General features: G+C 39.9%; 19 protein-coding genes and 6 pseudogenes. 19 read left to right on the top strand and 6 right to left on the bottom strand.

What is annotated here, in order from left to right; genetic code table 11:
* Positions 1 to 6 precede the first annotated feature (6 nt).
* Genes BTN49_RS16215 through BTN49_RS16195 form a run of 5 tightly spaced genes read left to right on the top strand, consistent with a single transcriptional unit; the run spans position 7 to position 1,808 of the window.
* Positions 7 to 414, top strand: a complete 408-nt coding sequence (locus BTN49_RS16215) for a hypothetical protein (RefSeq protein ID WP_199399542.1) — start codon at positions 7 to 9, stop codon at positions 412 to 414.
* Between the two features lie 47 nt (positions 415 to 461).
* Entirely contained in the window at positions 462 to 743 is a 282-nt protein-coding gene (locus BTN49_RS16210) for a transposase family protein (protein ID WP_199399541.1), read from the top strand.
* Positions 740 to 940, top strand: a complete 201-nt coding sequence (locus BTN49_RS16205; protein WP_199399540.1) for a transposase family protein — start codon at positions 740 to 742, stop codon at positions 938 to 940. Before BTN49_RS16210 ends, BTN49_RS16205 begins: the two co-directional genes overlap by 4 nt.
* A 3-nt stretch (positions 941 to 943) precedes the next feature.
* Positions 944 to 1,132, top strand: coding sequence for a transposase (locus tag BTN49_RS16200; protein ID WP_199399539.1), 189 nt, complete (start codon positions 944 to 946; stop codon positions 1,130 to 1,132).
* The gene (locus BTN49_RS16195) at positions 1,101 to 1,808 is read left to right on the top strand and encodes a transposase (protein WP_199399538.1); all 708 of its coding nucleotides are present in this window, start codon (positions 1,101 to 1,103) and stop codon (positions 1,806 to 1,808) included. Before BTN49_RS16200 ends, BTN49_RS16195 begins: the two co-directional genes overlap by 32 nt.
* A 229-nt stretch (positions 1,809 to 2,037) precedes the next feature.
* Here BTN49_RS16195 and BTN49_RS21225 read toward each other — a convergent pair whose 3' ends face one another.
* On the bottom strand, positions 2,038 to 2,241 hold the full coding sequence (locus BTN49_RS21225; RefSeq protein WP_150139685.1) for an IS1-like element transposase: 204 nt from the start codon (positions 2,239 to 2,241) through the stop codon (positions 2,038 to 2,040).
* A 382-nt stretch (positions 2,242 to 2,623) separates the two neighbouring features.
* Between BTN49_RS21225 and cspE the strand changes: the two genes are divergently transcribed.
* Positions 2,624 to 2,833, top strand: a complete 210-nt coding sequence (gene cspE, locus BTN49_RS10080; RefSeq protein WP_097357075.1) for a transcription antiterminator/RNA stability regulator CspE — start codon at positions 2,624 to 2,626, stop codon at positions 2,831 to 2,833.
* 149 nt (positions 2,834 to 2,982) lie between these two features.
* Here cspE and BTN49_RS22570 read toward each other — a convergent pair.
* A pseudogene (locus BTN49_RS22570) lies at positions 2,983 to 3,618 on the bottom strand (IS982 family transposase); the annotation flags it as partial.
* A gap of 537 nt (positions 3,619 to 4,155) precedes the next feature.
* On the opposite strand from BTN49_RS22570, the gene BTN49_RS10070 reads away from it, so the two are divergent.
* A complete protein-coding gene (locus BTN49_RS10070) occupies positions 4,156 to 5,322 on the top strand; it encodes a nucleotide sugar dehydrogenase (RefSeq protein WP_097357074.1) in 1,167 nt (388 codons plus the stop codon).
* Positions 5,323 to 5,438: 116 nt separating this feature from the next.
* Positions 5,439 to 5,756 (top strand): annotated as a pseudogene (locus tag BTN49_RS18310) (transposase); the annotation flags it as partial.
* Between the two features lie 362 nt (positions 5,757 to 6,118).
* On the opposite strand, the pseudogene BTN49_RS10060 reads toward BTN49_RS18310, so the two are convergent.
* Positions 6,119 to 6,616, bottom strand: a pseudogene (locus BTN49_RS10060) (transposase); the annotation flags it as partial.
* A gap of 818 nt (positions 6,617 to 7,434) precedes the next feature.
* On the opposite strand from BTN49_RS10060, the gene BTN49_RS10055 reads away from it, so the two are divergent.
* Positions 7,435 to 7,686 (top strand): transposase, encoded by a 252-nt coding sequence (locus BTN49_RS10055; RefSeq protein ID WP_146679369.1) that lies wholly within the window; start codon positions 7,435 to 7,437, stop codon positions 7,684 to 7,686.
* Between the two features lie 113 nt (positions 7,687 to 7,799).
* On the opposite strand, the pseudogene BTN49_RS22565 reads toward BTN49_RS10055, so the two are convergent.
* Positions 7,800 to 8,683: pseudogene (locus BTN49_RS22565) on the bottom strand (IS982 family transposase).
* 319 nt (positions 8,684 to 9,002) lie between these two features.
* Complete coding sequence (gene folD / locus BTN49_RS10045; protein WP_097357070.1) at positions 9,003 to 9,857, bottom strand: bifunctional methylenetetrahydrofolate dehydrogenase/methenyltetrahydrofolate cyclohydrolase FolD; 855 nt, start codon at positions 9,855 to 9,857, stop codon at positions 9,003 to 9,005.
* Between the two features lie 278 nt (positions 9,858 to 10,135).
* Between folD and BTN49_RS10040 the strand changes: the two are divergent.
* Positions 10,136 to 10,951, top strand: a pseudogene (locus BTN49_RS10040) (IS5 family transposase).
* Positions 10,952 to 10,998: 47 nt separating this feature from the next.
* On the opposite strand, the pseudogene BTN49_RS10035 reads toward BTN49_RS10040, so the two are convergent.
* Positions 10,999 to 11,881: pseudogene (locus BTN49_RS10035) on the bottom strand (IS982 family transposase).
* Between the two features lie 13 nt (positions 11,882 to 11,894).
* Here BTN49_RS10035 and BTN49_RS13360 point away from each other — a divergent pair.
* The 9 genes from BTN49_RS13360 to BTN49_RS14190 all read left to right on the top strand — a co-directional run bounded on the left by BTN49_RS13360 (position 11,895) and on the right by BTN49_RS14190 (position 22,760).
* Entirely contained in the window at positions 11,895 to 12,086 is a 192-nt protein-coding gene (locus BTN49_RS13360; RefSeq protein WP_146679367.1) for a hypothetical protein, read from the top strand.
* A 925-nt stretch (positions 12,087 to 13,011) separates the two neighbouring features.
* Entirely contained in the window at positions 13,012 to 14,313 is a 1,302-nt protein-coding gene (gene tig, locus BTN49_RS10030; protein WP_097357069.1) for a trigger factor, read from the top strand.
* A 108-nt stretch (positions 14,314 to 14,421) separates the two neighbouring features.
* Complete coding sequence (clpP, locus tag BTN49_RS10025; RefSeq protein WP_097357068.1) at positions 14,422 to 15,045, top strand: ATP-dependent Clp endopeptidase proteolytic subunit ClpP; 624 nt, start codon at positions 14,422 to 14,424, stop codon at positions 15,043 to 15,045.
* A 138-nt stretch (positions 15,046 to 15,183) separates the two neighbouring features.
* Positions 15,184 to 16,464 (top strand): ATP-dependent protease ATP-binding subunit ClpX, encoded by a 1,281-nt coding sequence (clpX, locus tag BTN49_RS10020; protein WP_097357067.1) that lies wholly within the window; start codon positions 15,184 to 15,186, stop codon positions 16,462 to 16,464.
* Between the two features lie 200 nt (positions 16,465 to 16,664).
* Complete coding sequence (gene lon, locus BTN49_RS10015; RefSeq protein WP_097357066.1) at positions 16,665 to 19,028, top strand: endopeptidase La; 2,364 nt, start codon at positions 16,665 to 16,667, stop codon at positions 19,026 to 19,028.
* A 207-nt stretch (positions 19,029 to 19,235) separates the two neighbouring features.
* A complete protein-coding gene (locus BTN49_RS10010; protein ID WP_146679365.1) occupies positions 19,236 to 19,421 on the top strand; it encodes an HU family DNA-binding protein in 186 nt (61 codons plus the stop codon).
* Positions 19,422 to 19,627: 206 nt separating this feature from the next.
* Positions 19,628 to 21,520, top strand: a complete 1,893-nt coding sequence (locus BTN49_RS10005; protein ID WP_097357064.1) for a SurA N-terminal domain-containing protein — start codon at positions 19,628 to 19,630, stop codon at positions 21,518 to 21,520.
* Positions 21,521 to 22,027: 507 nt separating this feature from the next.
* A complete protein-coding gene (gene yfbR / locus BTN49_RS10000; RefSeq protein ID WP_097357063.1) occupies positions 22,028 to 22,627 on the top strand; it encodes a 5'-deoxynucleotidase in 600 nt (199 codons plus the stop codon).
* Positions 22,605 to 22,760 (top strand): hypothetical protein, encoded by a 156-nt coding sequence (locus BTN49_RS14190; RefSeq protein WP_158523728.1) that lies wholly within the window; start codon positions 22,605 to 22,607, stop codon positions 22,758 to 22,760. The genes yfbR and BTN49_RS14190 overlap by 23 nt, the downstream gene beginning before the upstream one ends.
* Positions 22,761 to 23,886: the final 1,126 nt, after the last annotated feature.

The raw sequence follows: 23,886 nt of genomic DNA, 5'->3' as shown, positions 1-23,886 counted from the left end.
CACGAATTGGCTGACTATCTGGATTCTGATTTCAGCAGCATTAATTACAGCATACTTGAGATAGAGCAAATAATTGACGTAGACGAGGACTCTGACATGGAAACATTTATACTTGATATTGATAACGCGCCAAACGTTCGCTTTACTGGTGAACTGGTAGCAAATGCGGCTAGTTCTGATAATCAAGCTATTGGCAGTAGTTATAACGGTCAAACTGGTCGTTGGACAGAGTTATCTCTTTACAAGACCAAAGCGGAAAATTTATCTGTCATCAAGTTGGTCGCACTAGAAGGCAAGATGAGCGTGACCGTTTTAGCGGCAAGGTCTGTGAAACGCTGGAAGAGGTTAAAGAGTTTTTTGGCCACCGCTGGCTATCCAAAGAGTTGTACGCTGAGGGTAGCATTAATGATGTAGTAGAAGTGGAGTGACAGCAAGGGGCTTCGGCCCCTTTCTTTTTGACTATGACAAATATTTTGAATTGTTCTGACTACAATGTTAGTCAGGTTCATGAATCTGAGTATGATTATCAGGTTTACGCTGAACTAAAATACCCGCCTTCATTTTGCATCCACTGCTACACATCTGATCTCGTTGGTTTTGGGAAAAGAACCGAAATTCTTATGGATATACCCATGCACGGCAAGCGTGTCGGCATCCACCTAAATCATAAACGTTTTAAGTGCCAAAGTTGTAATAAGACGTTCTACGAGCTTGTATCGCGCAAAGATAAAAACGTAGGATGACTAAACGGCTTATTGAATACATCGAGCGAGAGAGCCAGAAACGTACATTTTTAAGTATTGCAGATGATATAGGTGTGGATGAAAAAACAATCCGTAACATATTTCAAGATTACTGCGAGCGTGAAGAAGAACAACTGAAATTTGAAATGCCAAAATGGTTAGGAATTGATGAAATTCATATCATCAAGAAACCTTGATGCGTGTTAACCAATATTGAGCATCAAACAGTCATTGATATATTCAACAACCGTAATAAATCAACTCTACTTCGCTACTTTACAAAACGCGAAGACAGAGAGCGTATTGAATTTGTCGCAATGGACATGTGGTGTCCTTATAAAGGACACGGTAGAAACCATGATACCGAATGCCACTATCGTCATAGATAAGTTTCACGTAGTCAAAATGGCTAACGAGTCGTTAGAGCGTGCAAGAAAAGCAATACGTAGCCAACTTACGCCACAACAGCGCCGTGGACTACTAAAGGATAGATTTGTACTGCTAAAGCGAAAGCACGAACTCTCAGATGCGGAATACTTACGTTATTCTGGCTGGATACTTAACTATCCCAGAATGGGAAAAGCTTACGAATTTAAAGAGTCTTTCGTTGTCATTTGGAACAGTCAGACGCGTGATGAAGCTCAGCAAGCTTACTCCGCTTGGCTACGACAGGTTTCACCTGAAATGACGCGGTATTTCGATCCGCTGATCAAAGCTATGGGGAACTGGCACAATGAAGTTTTTGCGTACTTTGATCATCCAATAACGAATGCTTATACGGAAAGTCTCAACAACCTCATTCAAGTTATGAACCGTACTGATCGAGGTTATAGCTTTGAAGCTCTTAGGGCTAAAATGCTATTTACTAAAGGATTCCAAAAAGTGAAACGTCCACTATATCAACGAGATCCAATTCCTGATGATGCCATTAGCTTGTTTGATATGGCTGTGGAACTGAAAATAGTAACGAACTATGGTTCGAGCATATCAACTTTGATCAAAGAATTTGAAAGGGATTTTAGAAGTCCAATTTCACTCACTAAATCCGCATACCCCTTTATTTGAAACCGGAAGAAATGAGGTGTTTTTACCATGTAGGGAGGAAAGTCAGGCAGAAATCATCGATATCGACGAAAACATCGTCTAAGTTATTCATGCCAAAATCCTTATGCAGGCAATAGTTTTTTAAATGATCAGATCTCGATTTTGGCCTTTAGTTCATTTTTTATGCGTAGCTCAGGTTATTTATGTTACCCACTTAAAGACCATTTCTTATCTACTTGGACGATAAGCACTACTTTTGGTACATCAAAAGTGAATGTGGTAATACAACTTGGTGTGAGCTTTTTAAAACCCAGACAACCGCATTAATGCAGATGTGTAGTTCTCGAGAGGAATTTCGGATATCCGCATTCTTCATAATAACTTCAACCAGTTGCTCTTTTATCCTCACCTGATAAACCGTGTATATATATCCAAACTGGAAGTTTCGATACATGACTTGCAATGATAGTTATGGGTGTCCACCACGGACTACACTACGGTTTTTAACCATTTTTGTGTGCTGGTAAGAGCTACATTTAACGTCAACGGTAGCTATTAAAGATCACTATAGAAAAATAGGTAGATGGTGATAGGGTTTATTAAAAGTGAAATTAGCCCTTTACTAATTTAGTAAGGGGAGTAGTATGTAACTGCTCTGTATGTTCAGATTTATTAATGGAACTTCAAGCCAAAGTAAAACCGTAAGATTTCTTCGTAACTGTCGTTATCCTTAGTGTTTCCCTTAGCTTCATCGTCACATTCAATAATTCAAGCGCCAGTGCCTCGCATTATCGCGAAAATTTATTATTCATATTTATATATATTAGGGACACAACATGTCTAAGACAACGGGTATCGTAAAGTGGTTTAACGAAGAAAAAGGTTTTGGATTCATCACACAAGACAACGGAGGTGCTGACGTATTCGTGCATTTCCGAGCAATAGCTTCTGAAGGTTTTAAAACTTTAGCGGAAGGACAAAAAGTGTCTTTTGAAGTCGAGCAAGGGCAGAAAGGTCCACAAGCAGCTAACGTAGTAGCTATGTAATTGAAAAATGCGGCATAAATGGTTAAATAACATTTATGTCGTCCTAATTAGCCTCAGATCTGCATAAGCACTTTCTTATCAAACCGAGTCATCTTGATGTTCGGTTTCTTTAGTTGAAATGAATACGCGATTTGGGATATTTTCACACCCGTTATCAGTGTCACTCCCTTGTCTGCAAGTTCCCGCTTGAATGGATCAGAGATATAACCTTTATCTCCGTATAAACACTCCTAAAGCTCGTCAACCATTTCCGATACAGGCTTTCTATCATTCACGTTAGCCGTCGTCGTTTTGACTGAGATAATGCCACTTTGGTTATTGATAATAAGGTATAATTTGAAACCGTAGAACCACCCCATCGTTCTTTTTCCTCCCTGCGCGGTACCTTTAAGAACCCGATGTTTGAGAATACGTAGGTTGTGACAAACCTGTCACTTAGACGAATCAACAAAGGCCATCTCTGTCGGCCTTGCCTGACGGTGAGTGAGGTAAAAGTAAAGCAGAACCAGAACACCTAGCATGAGTTTGAGCATCCTCGTGTAACTAACTAATTCAGGAAATTTATTGGTGAGGGAGCGACAAATAAAGTGGATGTAATAAGTTTTAAAGTCTCGATACCCCGATTTATGGAAAGCTATCATTATCGTCATCACTTCGCTAATTGAGAGGAGAGAATGTTTGTTTCTTTGTTTGATACCGGAAGAAATTAGGTGTTTTTACCATTCAGGGAGGAAAGTCTATCAGAAGTTGTCATTTTCGATGAAAACAGCGTCTAAGTTATGCATGCACAAGTCCTTGTGCAGTCAATAATTTATTTCAAACAATCAGATCTCGACTTGGGTATTTAGTTCATTTTTTATGCGCAGCTCAGGTTAAGTAGACTTGTTTATTATATTGGATATGAAGAAGTAATACGTGTCTCACAATATAAAGGAAAATCTAATAGAAATCATCGGTATATAAAAATAATGCCTAATGAATTGTATTATCCCGTCACTAGTGCAAAATTTATGCACTTGTATAAATGTATAGGATATGCCTAAATTCTGGTACGATCTACCTAACCGCGATGCAACTATCAGTAACGTGTTAGTTGATAGTATTGGCGTTCCTTTCAGTTCTTATCCCTTCTGCTTTTCAATATCAATGCAATTGGGTAGTAAGACTGAAGACATAGATAGCGAATCCATCAATATACCTTCAAATTCCTTTCATGTTCTATATTTAAGAGGAAATAGATCTTCCTATGTATCAAAAATACTTTAGTGGTGTTGAGCTATGTCGGATGGGTGAGTTTTTGACTATGGACATGGAGTGATCAAATGAAGATAGCGGTTGTAGGTACTGGCTACGTCGGGCTTTCTAATGCAATGATCCTAGCTCAACACAATCATGTGGTTGCTGTGGATATTCTTCCTGAGAAGGTCGATATGTTGAATGCAGGGCTGTCACCCATTACTGACAGTGATATCGAGCATTTTCTCGCTCATAAGGATCTGCGCTTTTATGCCACCTTGGATAGTATTGCTGCTTATGAGTGGGCAGGTATTGTTATCATTGCTACACCCACTAATTATGATCCAAAAAAAAATTTCTTTGATACATCGTCCGTAAAAATGGTAATCAAAAAAGTAGTAAGTATTAACCCAATGGCAATAATTGTGATTAAATCGACTGTTCCTGTGGGTTTCACTGAATTGGTTAAACGGCAGTTCAACACTGATAATGTAATTTTTTCGCCTGAATTTCTACGTGAAGGTAAAGCTTTGCATGATAATCTTCATCCCTCACGAATTATCGTAGGTGCCAAAACTAAGCAAGCAAAAATATTTGCAGAATTGTTACTTGAAGGGGCTGAACGTAAAGATGTACCTATTCTTTTTATTCACTCTACAGAAGCAGAAGCGGTGAAACTGTTTTCTAATACTTACCTTGCGATGCGTGTAGCTTATTTCAATGAGTTGGATTCCTATGCTGAAGCGCTAAGCTTGGAAACGCGCGAAATCATACAGGGCGTATGTTTAGATCCGAGGATTGGTAATCATTACAACAATCCTTCTTTTGGTTATGGAGGTTACTGTTTACCTAAAGATACTAAACAGCTACGGGCAAACTATAAAAAAATACCCAATAACCTTATCGGTGCAATTGTTGATGCTAATCGAACGCGGAAAGATTTTATCGCTAAAGCAATTTTGAAGCGGAATCCTAAAGTTGTCGGGATCTATCGACTAATCATGAAATCTGGATCTGACAATTTTAGAGCTTCGTCTATTTTGGGGGTGATGAAGCGAATTAAGGAGAAAGGTGTTGATGTTATTGTTTATGAACCTTCACTTAAAAAAGACACGTTTTTTAATTCTGAAGTGCTGACAGATCTAAGCGTATTTAAAGACCGTGCTGATGTGATTGTCTCGAATCGTTTAGATGAATCGTTAGAAGATACCTTGCATAAGGTATATACACGAGATTTATTTTGGCAAGATTGAACAATCAATATAATCTACATTAAACAAAAAAGCAGGAGTTTCCACTTCTTTACGGCATTGTTTCCCAAATATCTGAACTAATTATAATTTCGACGATCAGATCATCATGGAGTTAAGTGGGAGCTGGTGATGGGAAAGACAAGCACAAGATCAGCAACTGAGAACGATATAATCAAGCATTAGTAAACCGAGATTCAGTCATTGTTTAGATAGATGCCGCTGCCATTAAGGCATAGTATTGTCTAAAGCATCACGGTCATCGTAACCGTGGGTTTATATTTTCGGATATCTCGATTGAAACGGCACTGATGGTAAAAGGTCTTTTTAAGCTCCCACTTCGTGGATTAGAGGGTTTTCTCAATTCGGTTTTTATGTTGATGAATGTCTCGCTTAAATCCCCTACATACACCTGCATTAGTAAACGTTTGAAGACAAGTAAAAGTTAACCACTATCGGAAGCAAATAATTCGAAGAATACACCATGCTTTGGGTGGGAGAGCCGAACCAACTCCATCTATCTCCCACAAAACACATATTTTAAGGGATTACGACTTGTTACCCCTCTTAGAAAAGTTCTACATAGTTGATACGTTTGGTGTAACTCATCATTGCATCCACCAAGTCTCCTGCTGGCTTCGCTATCGCTTGAAGGCCATAATGTGAGCTATGGTCAAATCTGGTATACAATTTTCAGTGCAGTATCCTGATGATGGAGGTTTGTTTCACGAATGCACCCACCTCTGAATTTCACGCCTTTGATGATATCTGAGAGTAATTTAAAGCCTCGCAGGCTACATCAGTTAACCTCAGTGGTTTGCGTCAGTTTGCAGGCCATTGCCAGTATCGTTTTTCGGCTTTTATAATTCTTGGTTTTGTTTGTTCTTAGTTTCACCGTTGCAAACATTAATTCAATGGGGTTTGTCGTTCGCATATGTGTCCAGTGCTCGGCGGGGAAATCGTGAAATGCCAGCGTTTCCACTTTCTCTTTAGTCAGGCACTCCGCTGCTTTGGGATATGTAGCATTATATCGTATTCCGAATTGTCCAAAAGCTTTCTGTGCCTCTTGTTGTCTATACGCCATCCAGATATCGTGAAGCGTTTCTTTCCTTCTTGGTTGAACAGATTTTTGGAGTTTATTTAATATATTGACCGGTTTGTATACCCAGCAGCGCTGATGACGAGTCGTTGACCAATGCTTTATCACTACATTCCAAAAACCGAAAGCTTCATCACCAATGGCGCGTTCGGGAGTGATACTGATACCTTGGTACGTTAACTCTAACAGAACTTCAAGCCAACTGACCTCTGACTATCTATACCCATAGATAACGGTTACCACTTCCTTGCGGCTGGCCGCATCGACGCCGATGACAACAAGCAGGCAAAGCTTTTCATCCATCCGATCTTTGTAGTAAACACCATAGGTCTAAATGTAGACATACCACCATTAACTTAGGTCACGCTTACACCACTGCTAGTATGCTGCTTCCCACTGCTGCTTGAGTCGAGAAACACTATTTACTAACAACCCTTTGCTTTCTTACCTAAGAGCGATCCCAAGACTGGCTGCATATCGCCCGTGAAAATCCCCCTCAGATAGAGCCAAGAGATAAGCTCTTCTATGTTTTTGCTTTGATTGAAATAGGGTGGAACCAGTGTACTGTTAAACTTGATTCCACTCCCTGTTATTTCACCGTAAGAATTTCCTCCTAAAAACTATATATGGTGGGGATTAAGGCATGTCCCTATCTGTAATACACTTAGTACGATTGAACAAATAAAAGGCATGAATAAATTTCAAAGGTATCAAATCGAAGCTGTTTTGATTTAAACGTATTTTCACTACGAATTAGACCATATTCGTATCCAGTTATCCCAGCTATCACACTGATTATTATTCAGAAATCACTAAAATGATGAAGTGTGGAAGCGCAGAAAATGGCTTTGCCACTTATCAATAATTGGGTTGTGGTTAAGGGGAAATATAAGGTTAATTTTAGTTGTAAGGGGAAAGCTTGTCCACAATGTGGAAAGCGTTATGCACGGGAGAGTATGGTTACAATAGGCGTACGCCTGTTTCTTGGAGTGAGCTATCGGCAAGTTGTCTGAACATTGCCTAGACACCTTCGTGTTCCTTTCCATAATCACTCCAATCAGAAGCGTTTGTATTCTGGATTTATGGTTTTGGTGGAAGCTTGTTTATCAGAGTTGATTCAGGCGCACTTTAAGACTGATGTTCGTGAAATTGACGTCATTGTTTTCATCCATACCCATAGCCGTGATGACAACTACAATCCGCATTTACATGTGATACTGGTTAAAGGTGCATTCTTTCCTTCAAACCAAGATTGGAAAGGGTTTTAGTATTTATCGTTATCTCAGTTATGATTATTTTGGCAAAAATACTTACTGAAGTTAATGGAGCTTGAGTTTCCGGCGCGTCAATATGTGATAAGAACCTTATGGGCTAATTAATCTCAGATCTGCATAAGCGCTTGCTTATTAAACCTAGTTATCTTGATGTTTATCTTCTTTGGTTGAAATGAATACGCGATAAGCCCCGCCAGCAAGTTGACCATAAAGCTGATATAACTACGGTGCTGAGAATGCTTGATTTGGGATATGTTTTTTAGTTGGTCAAGAATGGTTTTAATAATAAATTGTTTCCGGATTATCAGGCAGTTTTAAAGTTTTATCACTTTGGATTTCATGTTTTTTTACACCCGTTATCAGTGTCACTCCCTTGTCTGCAATTTCCCGCTCCAATGGACCATAGATATAACCTTTAATCTCTAATATAAAAGCCCCAAAACTCGTCAACCATTTCCGATACAGGCTTTCTATCATCCACGTTAGCCGTTGTCACTTTGACTGAGATAATGCCACCTTGGGCATTGATAATAAGGTGTAATTTGAAGCCGTAGAACCACCCCATCGTTCCTTTTCCTCGCATCACGGTACCTTTAAAAACCTGAAGTCTGAGAATACGTATGTTGTGACAAACCTGTAGCTTTGATAAATGAACGAAAGCAATCCATGTCGGTCTTACCTAACGGTAAGTGAGGTAAGAACAAAGCGGAATTAAAATACCTTGCATGAGCTTGAGCATTCGCGTGTAGCTGACTAATTCAGGAAATTCGTTGGTGAGACAGAGGCAAACAAATTTGATGTAATAGGTTTTGAAATCTCAATACCCCAATTGATAGAAAGCTATCACTATCGTCATCACTTTGCTAACGGAGAGGTGAGAAGGCTTGTTTCTTTGTTTCATACCGGAAAAAATGAGGTGTTTTTTCCATGCAGGGAGGAAAGTCTGGTAGGAGTCGTCGATATCGACGAAAACAGCGTCTAAGTTATTCATATCCAAGTCCTTATGCAATTAATGGTTTTTTCAAACGATTAGATCGCGACTTTAGCATTTAGTTCATTTCTTGAGCGCAGCTCAGGTTAGTTATTACAATGCTCAAGTTGGTGAAGGGCTAGCAAATATGAAAGCAATGAATAAAGTTATAAGACTCGGTATGCCTGTTTGCTAACAGACAAATTAAGCCTGTAAAAAATTTGGGAGCAGTACGTTATAGGCCTAATTTACTCAACAACTCCTTCCTTTATACTGTTAAAATATCCGATAAATTGAGAAATTTAATGGGGGTGGAGGTATAGTGGGTTTTATCATTTGGTTACGAGTGAAATTGCTCGCAAGCCAGTAGCGTATTTTCAATTAGTGTTGCAACTGTCATGGGACCAACCCCACCTGGAACTGGAGTAATGTGACTGGCTTTCTTTATCGCTATATCATGCTCAACGTCACCTACTAATTTACCATTTTCTAGGCGGTTGATACCTACATCAATGACAATTGCCCCAGGTTTGATCCAATCACCTTGAATAAAGTTAGGTTTACCAATAGCAACAATCAATAAACTTGCTTGGCGGACATGGTTCTCCAGATCTGTAGTAAAGCGATGACATGTTGTTGTTGTGCAGCCTGCTAGCAGTAATTCCATAGTCATTGGGCGACCCACGATATTGGATGCACCAACCATTACTGCATGCATACCGATAATTGGGATGTTGTAGCGCTCTAGTAAGGTAATGATACCTTTCGGAGTACATGAACGAAGTCTTGGTATCCGTTGACACAAACGGCCTACATTGTAGGGATGGAAACCATCTACGTCTTTTTCGGGGTCGATGTGTTCAAACACGGAGGTCGGATTAATTTGTGCAGGGAGTGGTAACTGTACTAAAACCCCGTCGATCTCTATGTCTGAGTTCAACTTGTCAATTAATGCGATTAATTCTTCTTCACGTGTAGCAGCAGGTAGATCGTAGGATTTTGAAATAAATCCAACTTCTTTGCACACACGGCGTTTGCTATCCACATATACTTGTGAAGCTGCATCGTCTCCAACCATAACAACAGCTAGCCCAGGTACTCTTAAGCCAGCGGCCCTTCTTATTTCTACACGAGCTGTGACTTCTTGGCGAACAGTTTGAGAAATTATTTTCCCATCAATGAGTTGAGCGACCATGGCGATCCTTTGGTGTGATACAGACTGAAAAGATGTTTTATTTTGACAAAAAAAACATGAAATTGCTAGGGTCGTTAATCCTTGATAAGTGTTTTTCGAGCAGTATGATGAAGCGTTATAATCACATCATGAAAAACAACTTAACCTACAACACAACACATACCTGTAACCATGTTAAACGTCGTTGTTTTCCAAAATATCTGAACTAATCGTAATTTCTACGATCAGATCATCATGGAATTAAGCGGGAGGTGATGATGGGAAAGACTAAGTAAAAGATCAGCAGCTGGAAATAATATAATCAAGCATTAGTAAATTGTGGTTCAGCAATTCTTTGGATAGACGATATTACGACTAGGGCATGGTATTGTCCAAAGCGTTATGGTTATCGTGGCCGTGGGTTTATATTTTTCGATGCCGAAATTGAAATGGTACTGATGGTGAAAGGTATATCAAAACTGCCACTTCGTGAGTTCGAAGACCGTAGAAGTTAAGTATCATTTACCGAGTCGAGGAGCTGTCGTCTATGTCGTTATTGATGCCACAAGCCTAAATATATACGGCAAAGGCGAACGGAGAACACGTAAACATGGTAAGGAAAAGCGACGTATTTTGCGCAAACTTCATCTCGCGGTTGATGTCTATACTCATGAGAAAATTGCTGCAGAAGTTAGCCTAATTTTTGTGGGTGACAATGAGGTTTTACCTACATTGCGTAATCCATTACGATGAAAGATATAGCAATTCAATGTTAACCGACTCTATGACACAAAAATATGTCACCATGTGCTGAAAAACAAAAGAATAACGCCCATTATTCCACCTCGAAGCAACGCAGAGTACTGGGAGAAAGGGCATCCTAAAAATGAAACTGTAAAGGCGTTAAAAAAGGATAAACTGGCGGATGGGGAAAGAACAGGGGTTATCACAAACGCTCATTAGCAGAAACAGCAATGTTTCGCTATCAACAGTTGTTCAGCCCTAAACTTAGTCTTCGTAATTAGAATGCTCAAGTTAGTGAAGCGCTGGCAAATATGAAAGCGATGAACAAAGTTCTAAGACTCAGTATACCTGTTCGCCAGCAGATAAGTTAAAACTGTAAAAAATATTGAGATCAGTACGTTATAAGCCTGCTTTAACCTCAGATCTGCATAAGTGCTTGCTTATCAAGCCAAGTCCTCTTGATACTCGGCTTTTTTGGTTGGAATGAATACGCGATGAGCCCCGCCAGCAAGTTGACCATAAAACTGGTACAATTACGGTGCCAAAAATGTTCGCTTTGGGATATGTCTTTTAGTTGATTAAAAATGGTTTTAATAGTAAATCGTTTCCGGAGTATCAGGCGGTCCAATAGTTTCATCACTGTGGATTGCATATTCTTTTTCACCCGTTATTAGTGTCACTCCCGTGTCTGCAAGTTTCCGCTCCAATGGATCAGAGATATAACCTCTATCTCCGTATAAACATCCCCCACAGCTCGTCAGCCATTTCTGACACAGGCTTTCTATCATTCACGTTAGCCGTCGTTACTTTGACTGAAATAATGCCACTTTGGTCATTAATAATGAGGTGTAATTTGAAGCCGTAGAACCACCTCATAATTCCTTTTCCTCGCTTAGCGATACCTTTGAAAACTTGATGTCTGAGAATGTGGAGGTTGTGATAAACCTGTAACTTGGAGGAATCAACGAAAGCAATCCCTGTCAGCTTTGCCTTACGGTGAATGAGGTAAGAATAAAGCGAAACTAGAATACCTTGCATGAGCTTAAGTATTCGCATGTAGCTGACTAATTCAGGAAATTCGTTGGTGAGGTAGCGGTAAACAAAGTGGATGTAATAGGTTTTGAAGTCGCGATACCCAAATTGATGGAAAGCTATCACTATCGTCATGATTTCGCTAACTGAGAGGCGAGAAATCTTGTTTCTTTGTTTGACACCTGAAGAAATTAGGTATTTTTCCATGGAAGGAGGAAAATCTGGTAGAAATCGTCAACATCGACGAAAATAGCGTCTAAGTTATTCAATATCCAAGTTTTTATGCAATCAATAGTTTTGTTCAAACGATTCAGATCTAGAATTGGGGATTTAGTTTATTTCTTATGCACAGCTCAGGTGGATTTAAGCAACAACCTCACAATCAACAACCTCACGTTGACACCAGAGCAAACAGGTGACGTAATGAGAAAGTATTGGAGCATAGAATCCATGAAGCATGCATTTGTTGAGTGAGTATTCCTGTTATGATCTGCTGTAGTGAGCAAATAATAAATACTTATTTGGATGTTATAGGGACTATTATTTGTTCGTTAATAGGGCTGAAATATGAACCAAAGACAAGATATATCTCCATATATTTACCATTCAATACAAACTGTAAATAAAATTTGTTGACGGCGTATTTCTTCGCCTTATAATTTAGTCTTACACTTGTACTGGTGTAAGCAGAGTGCGCCCTTAGCTCAGTTGGATAGAGCACGTACCTTCTAATAGTTAGAAGCATGTTATTTACATTTTAGTTTGGGCCCTTATTTGGAAACTTTTAAGGTGTAAGATGTCAAATTCGGGGAAACCCTACCGTTGGTCGGTAATCCCGAGCCAAGCCTGATTTTACAGTTAGGAAGGTGTAGAGACTAGACGGCATCCACCTAAGACAATATATAACATTGTTATGGTGAAGGGATAGTCCAGCGCACAAAGCCTAAGGGTGGTAGCGAAAGCTATAGTGCGATGAAGTATGTGGTCGCAGGTTCGAATCCTGCAGGGCGCGCCACAAAATTTAGGGATCAGACAATCTTTTGACTGCCTGCTCCTTTTTTCTCCTGTTTATTTTCCTATATTTCTTATATGTGACGTGCTCACATCTGTCGCTCTTCTAATAGTATCCCCTTGACAGCAAAATTATAGCCCCAATCTCACAGAAACACTATGATTCACAGGCTCTATCTCGACTCATAAGGACGGTGTCGGTACAATTACTCGTCCTAGCATTTAGCCTCTATCTTATGGGGCATGTCGATACCATGAGGTTTGGCGCTTTTTATTCCGTTTCTCAGGTGCTCTGGCAAATAAATAGCTGCAGCATAAAAGGATGCTATTGGAAGAAACGGACAACATCACTCAGCTATTCTGAGTTAGTTTTGAGGTTAAAAATACAATGCAAGTTACGGTTGAAACCATAGAAAAATTGAAACTCCAGCTGACTATCACTGTTCTAACAGCAAATATAGAAGACATCGTTACTACTGAGTTACGTAATATTACTAGGAATCGTCGTTTCGATGGTTTCCGTAAAGGTAAAGTACCTTTTAAAATGGTTTCACGTATGTATCGCAAAGCAGTACATAGCGATGTGTTGGGTGAATTGATGCAACGTCATTTCATGGAAGCTATCATCAAAGAAAAAATCAAACCAGCCGGTAGACCAACGTTTACCCCGATAGAAATTGAATATGGTAAAGACCTCGTCTTTAAGGCCTCTTTTGAAATTTATCCAGTTATAGATCTGAAAGATTTGGATAAAGTTGAAGTGGTTAAACCACACACTGAGATAACAGATGAAGACGTTGTGTATATGATTGAAACTTTACGTAAACAGCAAACCTTATGGGTAGATGTTGACTCTGTTGTGGAAGAAAATAGCCGTGTAACTATCGACTTCACAGGTTCTATCAATGGCGATACATTCGAAGGGGGTAAAGCAGAAAACTTTGTACTGATTATGGGTAAAAACAGCATGATTCCAAATTTCGAGGATGAGCTTGTTGGTAAGAAAGTGGGTGATGAATTCACAATTGAAGTAAATTTACCAGAAAATTACCCGGCTGAACCTTTGAAAGGTAAAACCGCGAAATTCTATGTTAAATTGCGCAAAGTTGAAATGCAGGAATTGCCAGAATTGACTGACGAATTTGTTGCACGTTTCGGTATTCAAGAGGGTGGTGTTGAAGTACTTAAAACTGAAGTTCGTAGAAATATGGAACGTGAAATGAAGCAAGCTATTAAGATTCTGATTAAAGAACAAGTGATCAATGGTTTGGTAAAGCACAACAGTATTGATGTACCTTCTACTCTGATCGATCAAGAAATTAACATTTTGTGTGAGCAAGTGGTTAATCGTTTCGGAGAACAAATGAAGAACACACCTGAATTGTCACATGAATTGGTCGAAGAGCAAGCAAAATACCGAGTAGTTGTTGGTCTTCTTCTCGGTGAAGTTATCAAATCTGAAAATTTGAACGCAGAGGAAGCCCGTGTGAAAGAGCTGATCATTGAAATAGCTTCTGCCTATGAAGATCCATCTGAAGTAGTTGCTTATTATGAGAAAGATCAACGTATGATGGAAAACATGCGTAACCTTGCTCTTGAAGAGCAAGCGATCGATGTATTACTGGTTAAAGCACAAGTTTCTAATAAGAAACAAAGTTTCTTTGATTTAATGAACTCAGTTCAGGCTTAACTACTTAGGGTTGTTGAGTGAACATTTGACTTAGAATTTACTTTTCTGATGATAATGGTTCGTATGAGAGTAATTCATTTTGGCTATTTATTTTAGGGAAATAACACTATGAGCTTTCAAGTAAATAACGAAATGCCTTCAATCAGGGACGCGTTGGTTCCGATGGTGGTTGAGCAGACCTCCCGTGGTGAACGTTCATATGACATATATTCCAGATTGCTAAAGGAACGTGTGATATTTTTGACAGGCCAAGTTGAAGACTACACGGCAAATTTGGTGGTTGCACAGCTTTTGTTCCTCGAATCGGAAAATCTAGAAAAAGATATATTTCTTTATATTAACTCACCAGGAGGATCTGTAACTGCAGGCATGTCAATTTATGATACCATGCAACATATCAGACCCGATGTCAGCACGGTATGTATGGGGCAAGCGTGTTCAATGGGTGCATTCCTGTTGGCTGGTGGCGCAAAGGATAAACGTTATTGCTTACCAAATTCACGAGTGATGATACATCAACCCTTGGGGGGGTTCCAAGGTCAGGCATCAGATATCCAAATTCATGCAAAGGAAATTTTGATGATCAAAGATAGATTGAATAGGCTGTTATCCAAGCATACGGGACAGCCATTTGAGGTAATCGAGCGCGACACTGATCGCGATAACTTCATGTCCGCACAAGATGCCGTAGAGTATGGTTTGATTGATGAGATATTTAATAAGCGAGATTGACTATTTTAATTCTGAGATGGTTAGATTTTTAACACCGACTGTTTTTGAATTGAGGATGCATCACTTCGGAAATTTCTATGGAGTTGATGTAAACTCAAATTATGGTAAACAGAGGCGTACGTCTAATGAGGTTAGCGAATGACAGATAAGCTAAAAGACAGTGGGAGCGGCAAGTTGCTCTACTGCTCTTTCTGCGGCAAAAGCCAGCATGAAGTCCGTAAGTTAATCGCTGGACCTTCTGTGTATATCTGCGATGAGTGTGTTGACTTGTGTAATGACATTATTCGTGAAGAAATAAAAAAGGTCATGCCTAACCGTAGCAGTAACGATCCTCCTAAACCCAGGGAAATTCGTGCGCACCTTGATGATTATGTCATAGGTCAGGATAAGGCTAAAAAAGTACTGTCTGTAGCGGTGTATAATCATTATAAACGTCTGAGAAATGGTGACATTAATACTGGAGGCATTGAGCTGGGTAAAAGTAACATTTTACTAATTGGTCCAACCGGTAGCGGTAAAACGTTGTTGGCTGAAACATTGGCACGTTTTCTCGATGTTCCGTTCACGATGGCGGATGCAACCACATTGACCGAAGCTGGGTATGTGGGTGAAGACGTTGAAAATATCATCCAAAAGTTGCTTCAAAAGTGTGACTATGATGTTGCAAAAGCTGAGTGTGGTATTGTGTATATCGATGAAATCGACAAAATATCACGTAAATCAGACAATCCATCCATCACGCGTGACGTTTCAGGTGAGGGCGTGCAGCAAGCACTGTTAAAACTAGTTGAAGGTACAATTGCTTCTGTTCCACCACAGGGCGGGCGGAAGCATCCGCAGCAAGAGTTCTTACAGGTAGATACCTCTAAGATTCTATTTATCTGTGGCGGTGCATTTTCAGGCCTTGATAAAGTTGTTGATCAGCGTGTAGCAAAAAGGAGTGGTATTGGTTTCGGTGCTGAAATCTGCACAAAAGATCAGGCAGCGACACTGAGCGATCTGTTTAGCAAAGTAGAACCCGAAGATCTTGTTAAGTATGGGTTGATACCAGAGTTTATAGGTCGTCTTCCTGTGATAGCTACATTGAGTGAGCTTGATGAAAATGCACTGGTTCAAATTCTTCGTGAGCCAAAAAATGCACTGACGAAACAGTATGCAGCATTACTAGAAATCGATGGCGTAGAGCTAGAGTTTCTTGATGATGCGCTGACTGCTATTGCAAAGAGAGCTATGGATCGCAATACTGGAGCACGTGGTCTTCGCTCCATCGTGGAAGCAGTGCTACTCGATACGATGTACGACCTTCCATCAAGTAAAGATATTACTAAAGTGGTTATTGATGAATCAGTGATCAAAGGTGAATCTGATCCTATGTTGATTTATGCAGTGGTGGAGAATCAAGCAGCTAGCGCTGAATGACCCCAAAATTTCGTAAGGATAAGCGTTTTATGTGACAAGAAAATTATGTAAAAAAAGGGGGCAATAGCTCCCTTTTCTATTATCTGAAGCCTATACCGTTGAATCCTGTCATTCAACCCCCATATACTTATTAATATCCGAAACGGAAGGGAGAACAATATGAATTTGTCATTAATATCCGCAACGGAAGAGAAAATAATATGAACTTGGAACGTTCCGAGCGCATTGGAATTCCGGTCTTACCTCTGCGTGACGTGGTTGTCTACCCGCATATGGTTATTCCACTGTTTGTAGGAAGGGATAAGTCTATCCGTTGCCTAGAAGCTGCGATGGATAATGATAAGCAGATTTTGTTGGTAGCTCAAAAAGAGGCCGCTACAAACGACCCTTCTATTCAGGACCTCTATGAGGTGGGTACAGTTGCTTCCATTCTTCAGTTATTAAAACTACCAGATGGTACACTCAAAGTGCTAGTGGAAGGTCTTTATCGCGCGGAAATTAAGAAATTCAGTGAAAACGATTACTTCATTGCAGATTCACAGTATATGCAAACGCCAGAAGTGGATGAGCGTGAGCAAGAAGTGCTAGTTCGAACGGTGATCAGTCAATTTGAAGGCTTCATAAAACTGAACAAAAAAATTCCACCTGAAGTTTTAACGTCGTTGAATGGCATTGATAACGCGGATCGCCTTGCGGATACCATTGCGGCACACATGCCACTTAAATTGCATGATAAACAACAAGCGCTTGAGATAATAGATATTTCTAAGCGACTCGAATTTTTGATGACCATGATGGAGTCAGAGATTGATTTACTGCAAGTAGAGAAACGTATCCGTAGTCGCGTGAAAAAGCAAATGGAAAAGAGTCAGCGAGAGTACTATCTTAATGAACAGATGAAGGCCATCCAGAAAGAGTTGGGTGAGCTGGATGATGCACCAGATGAATTCGAAGGCCTGAAAATCAAGATTGAAGAATCTAAGATGCCTAAGGAAGCAAAAGAAAAGACGGAGCAAGAGCTCCATAAACTAAAAATGATGTCACCGATGTCAGCAGAAGCGACAGTCGTGCGTAGTTATATTGATTGGATGATTACTGTACCGTGGTCGAAGCGTACGAAAGTAAAGAAAGATTTGGCAAAGGCTGAAAAAGTCCTGAATGAAGACCATTACGGCCTAGAACGTGTTAAAGAACGTATTCTTGAGTATCTCGCGGTACAAAATCGCGTTAATAAGTTAAGAGGACCAATTCTTTGCTTGGTTGGCCCTCCTGGTGTGGGTAAAACATCATTGGGACAGTCGATAGCTAGGGCTACAGGACGTAAGTATACCCGCATGGCATTGGGTGGTGTACGTGACGAAGCAGAAATTCGTGGTCACCGTCGTACCTACATTGGTTCACTTCCAGGAAGACTGATTCAGAAAATGGCAAAGGTAGGGGTGAAGAACCCCCTATTCCTGTTGGATGAGATCGACAAAATGTCTTTTGATATGCGGGGTGACCCTGCATCTGCATTGTTAGAAGTACTTGATCCAGAACAGAACAACGCGTTTAACGACCATTATATGGAAGTGGATTACGATTTGTCGGATGTGATGTTTGTGGCTACCTCGAACTCCATGAACATCCCAGGACCGCTGCTTGATCGTATGGAAGTTATTCGTCTCTCCGGTTACACCGAAGATGAAAAACTGAACATTGCCAAACAACACTTGATGGATAAACAAGTAAAACGCAATGGTTTGAAGCCGAGTGAAGTGACTATTGAAGACTCAGCTATCGTTGGCATTATACGTTATTACACGCGTGAAGCGGGTGTACGTAACCTTGAGCGTGAAATTTCCAAGCTTTGTCGTAAAGCTGTGAAGGCAATTCTCCTGAATACAGAGATCACATCGATCACTATTAATCAAGATAACCTTAGATATTATCTCGGTGTCCAGCGTTTTGATTACGGTAAAGCGGATGTGAGTAATCGAGTGGGTCAGGTTACGGGTCTTGCTTGGACGTCCGTGGGCGGTGATTTACTGACCATTGAAACAGAATCGATGTTAGGAAAGGGCAAACTAACGCAAACAGGTTCACTGGGTGACGTGATGCAAGAATCGATAAAAGCAGCTATGACGGTGGTTCGAACGCGTGCTGATAAACTGGGTATCAACAGTGATTTCTATGAGAAACGTGATATTCACGTACACGTACCGGAAGGTGCAACGCCTAAAGATGGTCCAAGTGCCGGTATTGCGATGTGTACAGCGCTCGTATCGAGCCTGACGGGTAACCCAGTGAGAGCTGATGTTGCGATGACTGGTGAAATTACTCTTCGGGGTGAGGTTCTCCCCATTGGTGGTTTGAAGGAAAAACTATTAGCCGCGCAGCGTGGAGGCATTAAGACAGTTGTGATTCCAAAAGAGAATGAACGTGATTTAGAAGAGATCCTTGACAATGTCAAAGCGCATCTGGACATCCATCCCGTTCGTTGGATAGACGAGGTATTAAGCCTTGCACTGCAAAATAATCCGCATGGAATTGAGCGTGTAACACCACAAAACAGAGACGTGTAGTAAAATTAAGTAATGTAATATACAGATAGTCTGTAAGAGGTTTGTCAGTGTTTTGATTGAGGGATATTTTGGAATAAATACTGCTAGACCTTAATTCATAACAGATCAAGGTTGTGTTCTTTTATATAAATAACAATGGTAACTATCGCACACTTGTACATCGCGAAGATGGGATTTGTCGTTCGTTTTGTACTAAGGTACGGAAAAGTGAACAAGTTACAGTTAATTGATAAAATTTCAGCGGATATTGACCTGTCTAAGGTATTACCTAGTTGCACATTGGGTATGCTGATTGAGTTTATTTCTGATTCTTTAAAAGATGACGGTCTAGGAGCAGTGATTTGTTTCGGTACATTCTCTGTTCGTGACCGTCTTATCGCGTGTGGGTCGTAATAGGTGTAAAAATCGATATTCCGGTTGCTATGTTGCTAGAGTACCGAACTTCAAAGATGGTAAAATTACGAAAAACATGGTTAAATTTAAAGCTGTAAGATCTACGGCATGGGCGTATACCTAGGTTTAACCAAGGTTCACAGTGAATTTTGATATGAGGTTACTTAGTTTCATAAGTGACGTTCAATTAGTAATTTGTAGGAGTTATGATGGAGCGACTACGGGATGGCGTGAATAGCATTGTGGTTAAGAGCATCTTAAGTCTTGTTATATTTTCCTTTGTTTTTGCTGGCGTTAGTAGTTACTTTTTGGTTACTGGTGAAAAGCCTGCAGTCGAGGTTGGTGATCAAAAAATTAGCCGAAATCAATTCGAACATGCCTACCAAAATGAGCGTGTACATATGGAAACACAGGTCGGTAACCGTTTCTCAACGCTGTTAAGCGATGCAAACTATCTAGCACAATTCCGCCGTAATGTTCTTGATCGCATGGTAAATCAAACTCTATTGAATCAACAAGCTGATTCTCTTGGTCTCCGTGTTAGTGAAGAGCAAATAAAAAACTCGATCCGTACTATGACAGCATTCCAAACCAAGGGTGTGTTTAGCAATGATCTGTATTTGGCAGGGATCCGCCGTAATGGCTTTACACCAGACCAATTTGCAGAATATATGCGGAAATATTTGGTGCGTGAGCAGTTGGTGAATGCACTTCAAAATAGTGAATTTACGTTAACAGGTGAACTTGAAGCAATGCATAAACTGGAAGGGCAAACCCGTTCAGTACGTACACTGTTTCTTTCATTGGCTGATTTTTCTCAAAAAGCTGAGGTCACTAATAAACAAAAGCAAGAATACTATCAGCAAAATTTTTCTCAATTTATCCGCCCTGAGCAGTTCAAAATCTCATACATAGAGCTTTCCGTAGACAGCATGGGTGACATTCTGAATGTTACTGAAAATGAAGCGAGATCCTACTATGACGAGAATTTTGCTTCTTATGGTGGGGGTACAATTCAGCAAGTTAAAGTTAGCCATATCATGATTAAAGGCCATGGTGATGCTTCAAAAGAAAAAGCAGAAGCAATACTGACAGAGCTACGCGCTGGTGTGGACTTTTCTAAATTGGCGGAAATTCACTCAGATGATACCTTAAGTGCAGGGTTGGGTGGTCAACTTGATTGGTTCGAGTCTGGTGTTATGGACACTACGTTCGAAGAAGCCGCATTTGCCTTGAAAAATAAAGGTAGCCTTTCAAGTATAGTGAAATCAAGTTCTGGTTATCACATCATAAAGCTAGATGACACAAAGGTTTCAAATTCCGAATCGTTTGAAAGTGTGCATGATCAGATAGTTAGATTTTTAAAGCAGCAGCAAGCCACTGAGAATTTCTCTTCACTGTCAAAGATCTTGGCAGAAAAATCTTTCGAAATGCTAAATGACTTGGAAAATGTAGCGAATGCTGTAAATGGTAGGGTGCAGCATACAGATTTCGTTTCATTGTCAGAACTTAATGGAACCTTAGCAAATCCCAGTGTAGTGCAAGCGTTACAGTTGCCTGAGGTTCGTGAAGAGGGTTTGAACTCAAATATAATTGATATTTCACCAGAGCACGTTGTTGTTGTACGTGTAGGAGATGTTCGTCCTGAAGTCATACTTCCTTTTGAAGAAGTTGAAGATTTGGTGACTATACAACTGAGGCACCAAAAAGGGTTGCAAGCAGTCCAAACTCTTGCGAGTCTATTGGTTGAAGAGCTAAATACAGGAAATCATACACGTTTTAATGATTTGGGTTATCAGTTCAGCAAACCGAGTGTACTTAGCCGTATATCAACAGATCGAGAATTGGTGGCGCTGGCGTTTACAATTCCCATTCCAGAGGTTGACACGAGTAAATTTGATATGGTGAATCTACTTAACGGTGATGTACTTCTGGTGGCTTTGGATAGTGTTACAGATCCAGACAAAATGGATATTAGCCTAGACAGTGAAATGGCTAAACGTGTTGTGAGTACCATGGTAAATACTGAACTGACCGCGACGCTTGATCAACTCAGGGCAAGCACAAATGTGAATTACTCACTTCAAACGATGGAATAATAATTCACAAAGAATTATGGACGGGGTAATCACGTACACTTGATCAAGTCAAGTTTACGGATGTAATTTATAAATTGTAGCTGAAGAATTCCGTATGAAACTTCTTTCACTGGCAACCAGACACCTATTTTAAATTTACAATTTGTTTACTGGATATCAACTAAGAAATGTTAATTTTTTTGACTCATCGGTCGGAAAAACTGCTGTGAATTAGATAAGAAAAAAAGATTTCCCAGAAGATTTCTTCGTATATACATCCTTGGAACTAAGGTGTAAATTGTTTTCTGATAAAGTTTGGAAACAGGTCAAGAAACTGTGTACAACGGAACGTATGACTGTTACGTAGAATTATTTGCAGGGCATTCAAGCTCCTGCTTTATATAACGGTGTTGATTATTCCGTTTTATTCTTTCACTCAGTATGATTTTTAAGCAAAAATCTCGAGGAACTACGTTAGTCCAATTAAAATGATTATTCGATATTTTTCTTATTTAGGTCAAGAATGTTATGAGTCAGCAAGTCAGTCACTTTTTTGCTTATCTAGCGAGGATGAAACTCATTTACCGTTGGCCGTTGATGCGTAATGTCATTAACGAAAATATCTCCGAGCATAGTTTACAAGTTGCTTTTGTTGCACACGCGTTATCTCTGATCGAGAATAAAAAGTTTGGAGGTTGCTGTGTTCCTGAGCGTGTTGCGTTGTTGGCTATGTTTCATGATTGTAGTGAGGTTTTAACTGGAGATTTACCTACTCCCATTAAATACTTCAATTTAGCCATTGCTGATGAATATAAAAAAATAGAGCGCATAGCTGAAGATAAGCTTGTATCTATGTTACCTGAAGCGTTTCGAGAGGACTACCGCCCACTCATTGATACCAATGAGATCGATCAAGAGGAATATAGACTGGTAAAACAAGCGGATGCAATATGTGCTTATCTTAAATGCTTAGAAGAGCTTTCAGCGGGAAATCACGAATTTTTCCAAGCAAAAAGACGAATTGAAAAGACGATGGAAGATCGCAGAACCTATGCTTCGGATTATTTCATGGCGACGTTTGCGACCAGTTTTTCCTTAAGTCTTGATGAGATTAGTGATGAACCCTGATCTGAAAGTACTCGATTGTGCCATTCGATTTGTTGTAGAAAATAAACTGTTAGGTAATGAAAAGTTTGCTATGTTTCAGCCAAGCTATGTTTCAGCCAAGATGTGGGTAATTCTGTCCTCAGAAGTACCTTGAAGGGAAAACGAGCTAAAATCCAAGTGTTGAAAGGTGAATACTATGAGCTTTACCGTAGACGACAAGCGTCTTTGACTGGCATATCACAAATTGATACGAAAATTATGATATAGTTGAAGGAAGGTAGATGATTACCTTCTTGTATTATTTTCTCCAATTTGATGGATAATTCGCTTCGATCACGTTATTGATTACGGTGGTGAAATTACGCTGAACTACTGGATGCACGACCATAACAGTTTCTGAGGTAAGGAGGCTCATGTATCCAATACGTTTTTTTGTGTAAAACTCCTACCTGTTAAGGTGTTAGGCTGATTGTGGTGGGTCCCTTGACGTTAAATGTCGTTTTATCAGTAAACAAGGACTGTTCAGAAATACTGCACCGGAAAGGTTAGGCATCTATTGACAGAACCTTTCGACCTAGTATACAGGGCTTGTTAGGCGAGGGTAAAAGATAAATTATTGAGCTTGCCATGAACAATGTCAGTATCCGCGATCCTTTTAATACTATAGGTTATTATTTGTTCGATTGTCTGGCTTTAAGAAACTCATACCGAGGTGTCTAACCCTCATCATCTAGATGAGTACGGCAGTGTCGATTATCTGAGAAGTGGATGAAAAATGGTTTTAATTGGGGATATCAAGAACAAAAATTATATCAATTAACTATTATTGGAAGCAAATAAATTGAAGAGTACACCATGCTTTAGATGGGAGAAGATAATCAAATCTATCTCTCTCCCACAAAACACACATTTTAAGGGATTACGACCTGCTACCTCTTCGAAAAGCTCTAGATAGCTGATACGTTTAGTGTAGCTCATCATTCATCCACCACTCCTGCTGTCCTCACTATCACTTCATACCACTTCTTAAAGCTCGCTATCGCTTGAAGGTAATAATATCTCACTCGTTAAAATCCTTTAGGCAGAATGTGCTAAACCAGCCTGCCAACAAATACCTGAGCATCCACTGTCTCATACGTTTTCAACTTTATTTTATGTTATTGATAATAATACCTGACTTGATGACCGCCATATCCAACTATCTTAGATAAGCCTATCGGCAGGGATGACAAATAGTTGGTTAGGTATCGTATTAACCCTCGGTAGCTTTTGCTTGGGAC

Origin of the sequence: Candidatus Enterovibrio escicola, assembly GCF_002464935.1 — a bacterium.
GTDB lineage: Bacteria > Pseudomonadota > Gammaproteobacteria > Enterobacterales > Vibrionaceae > Enterovibrio > Enterovibrio escicola.
Note: the sequence above shows the minus strand (reverse complement) of the source record. Positions and strands in the feature narration are given on the sequence as shown.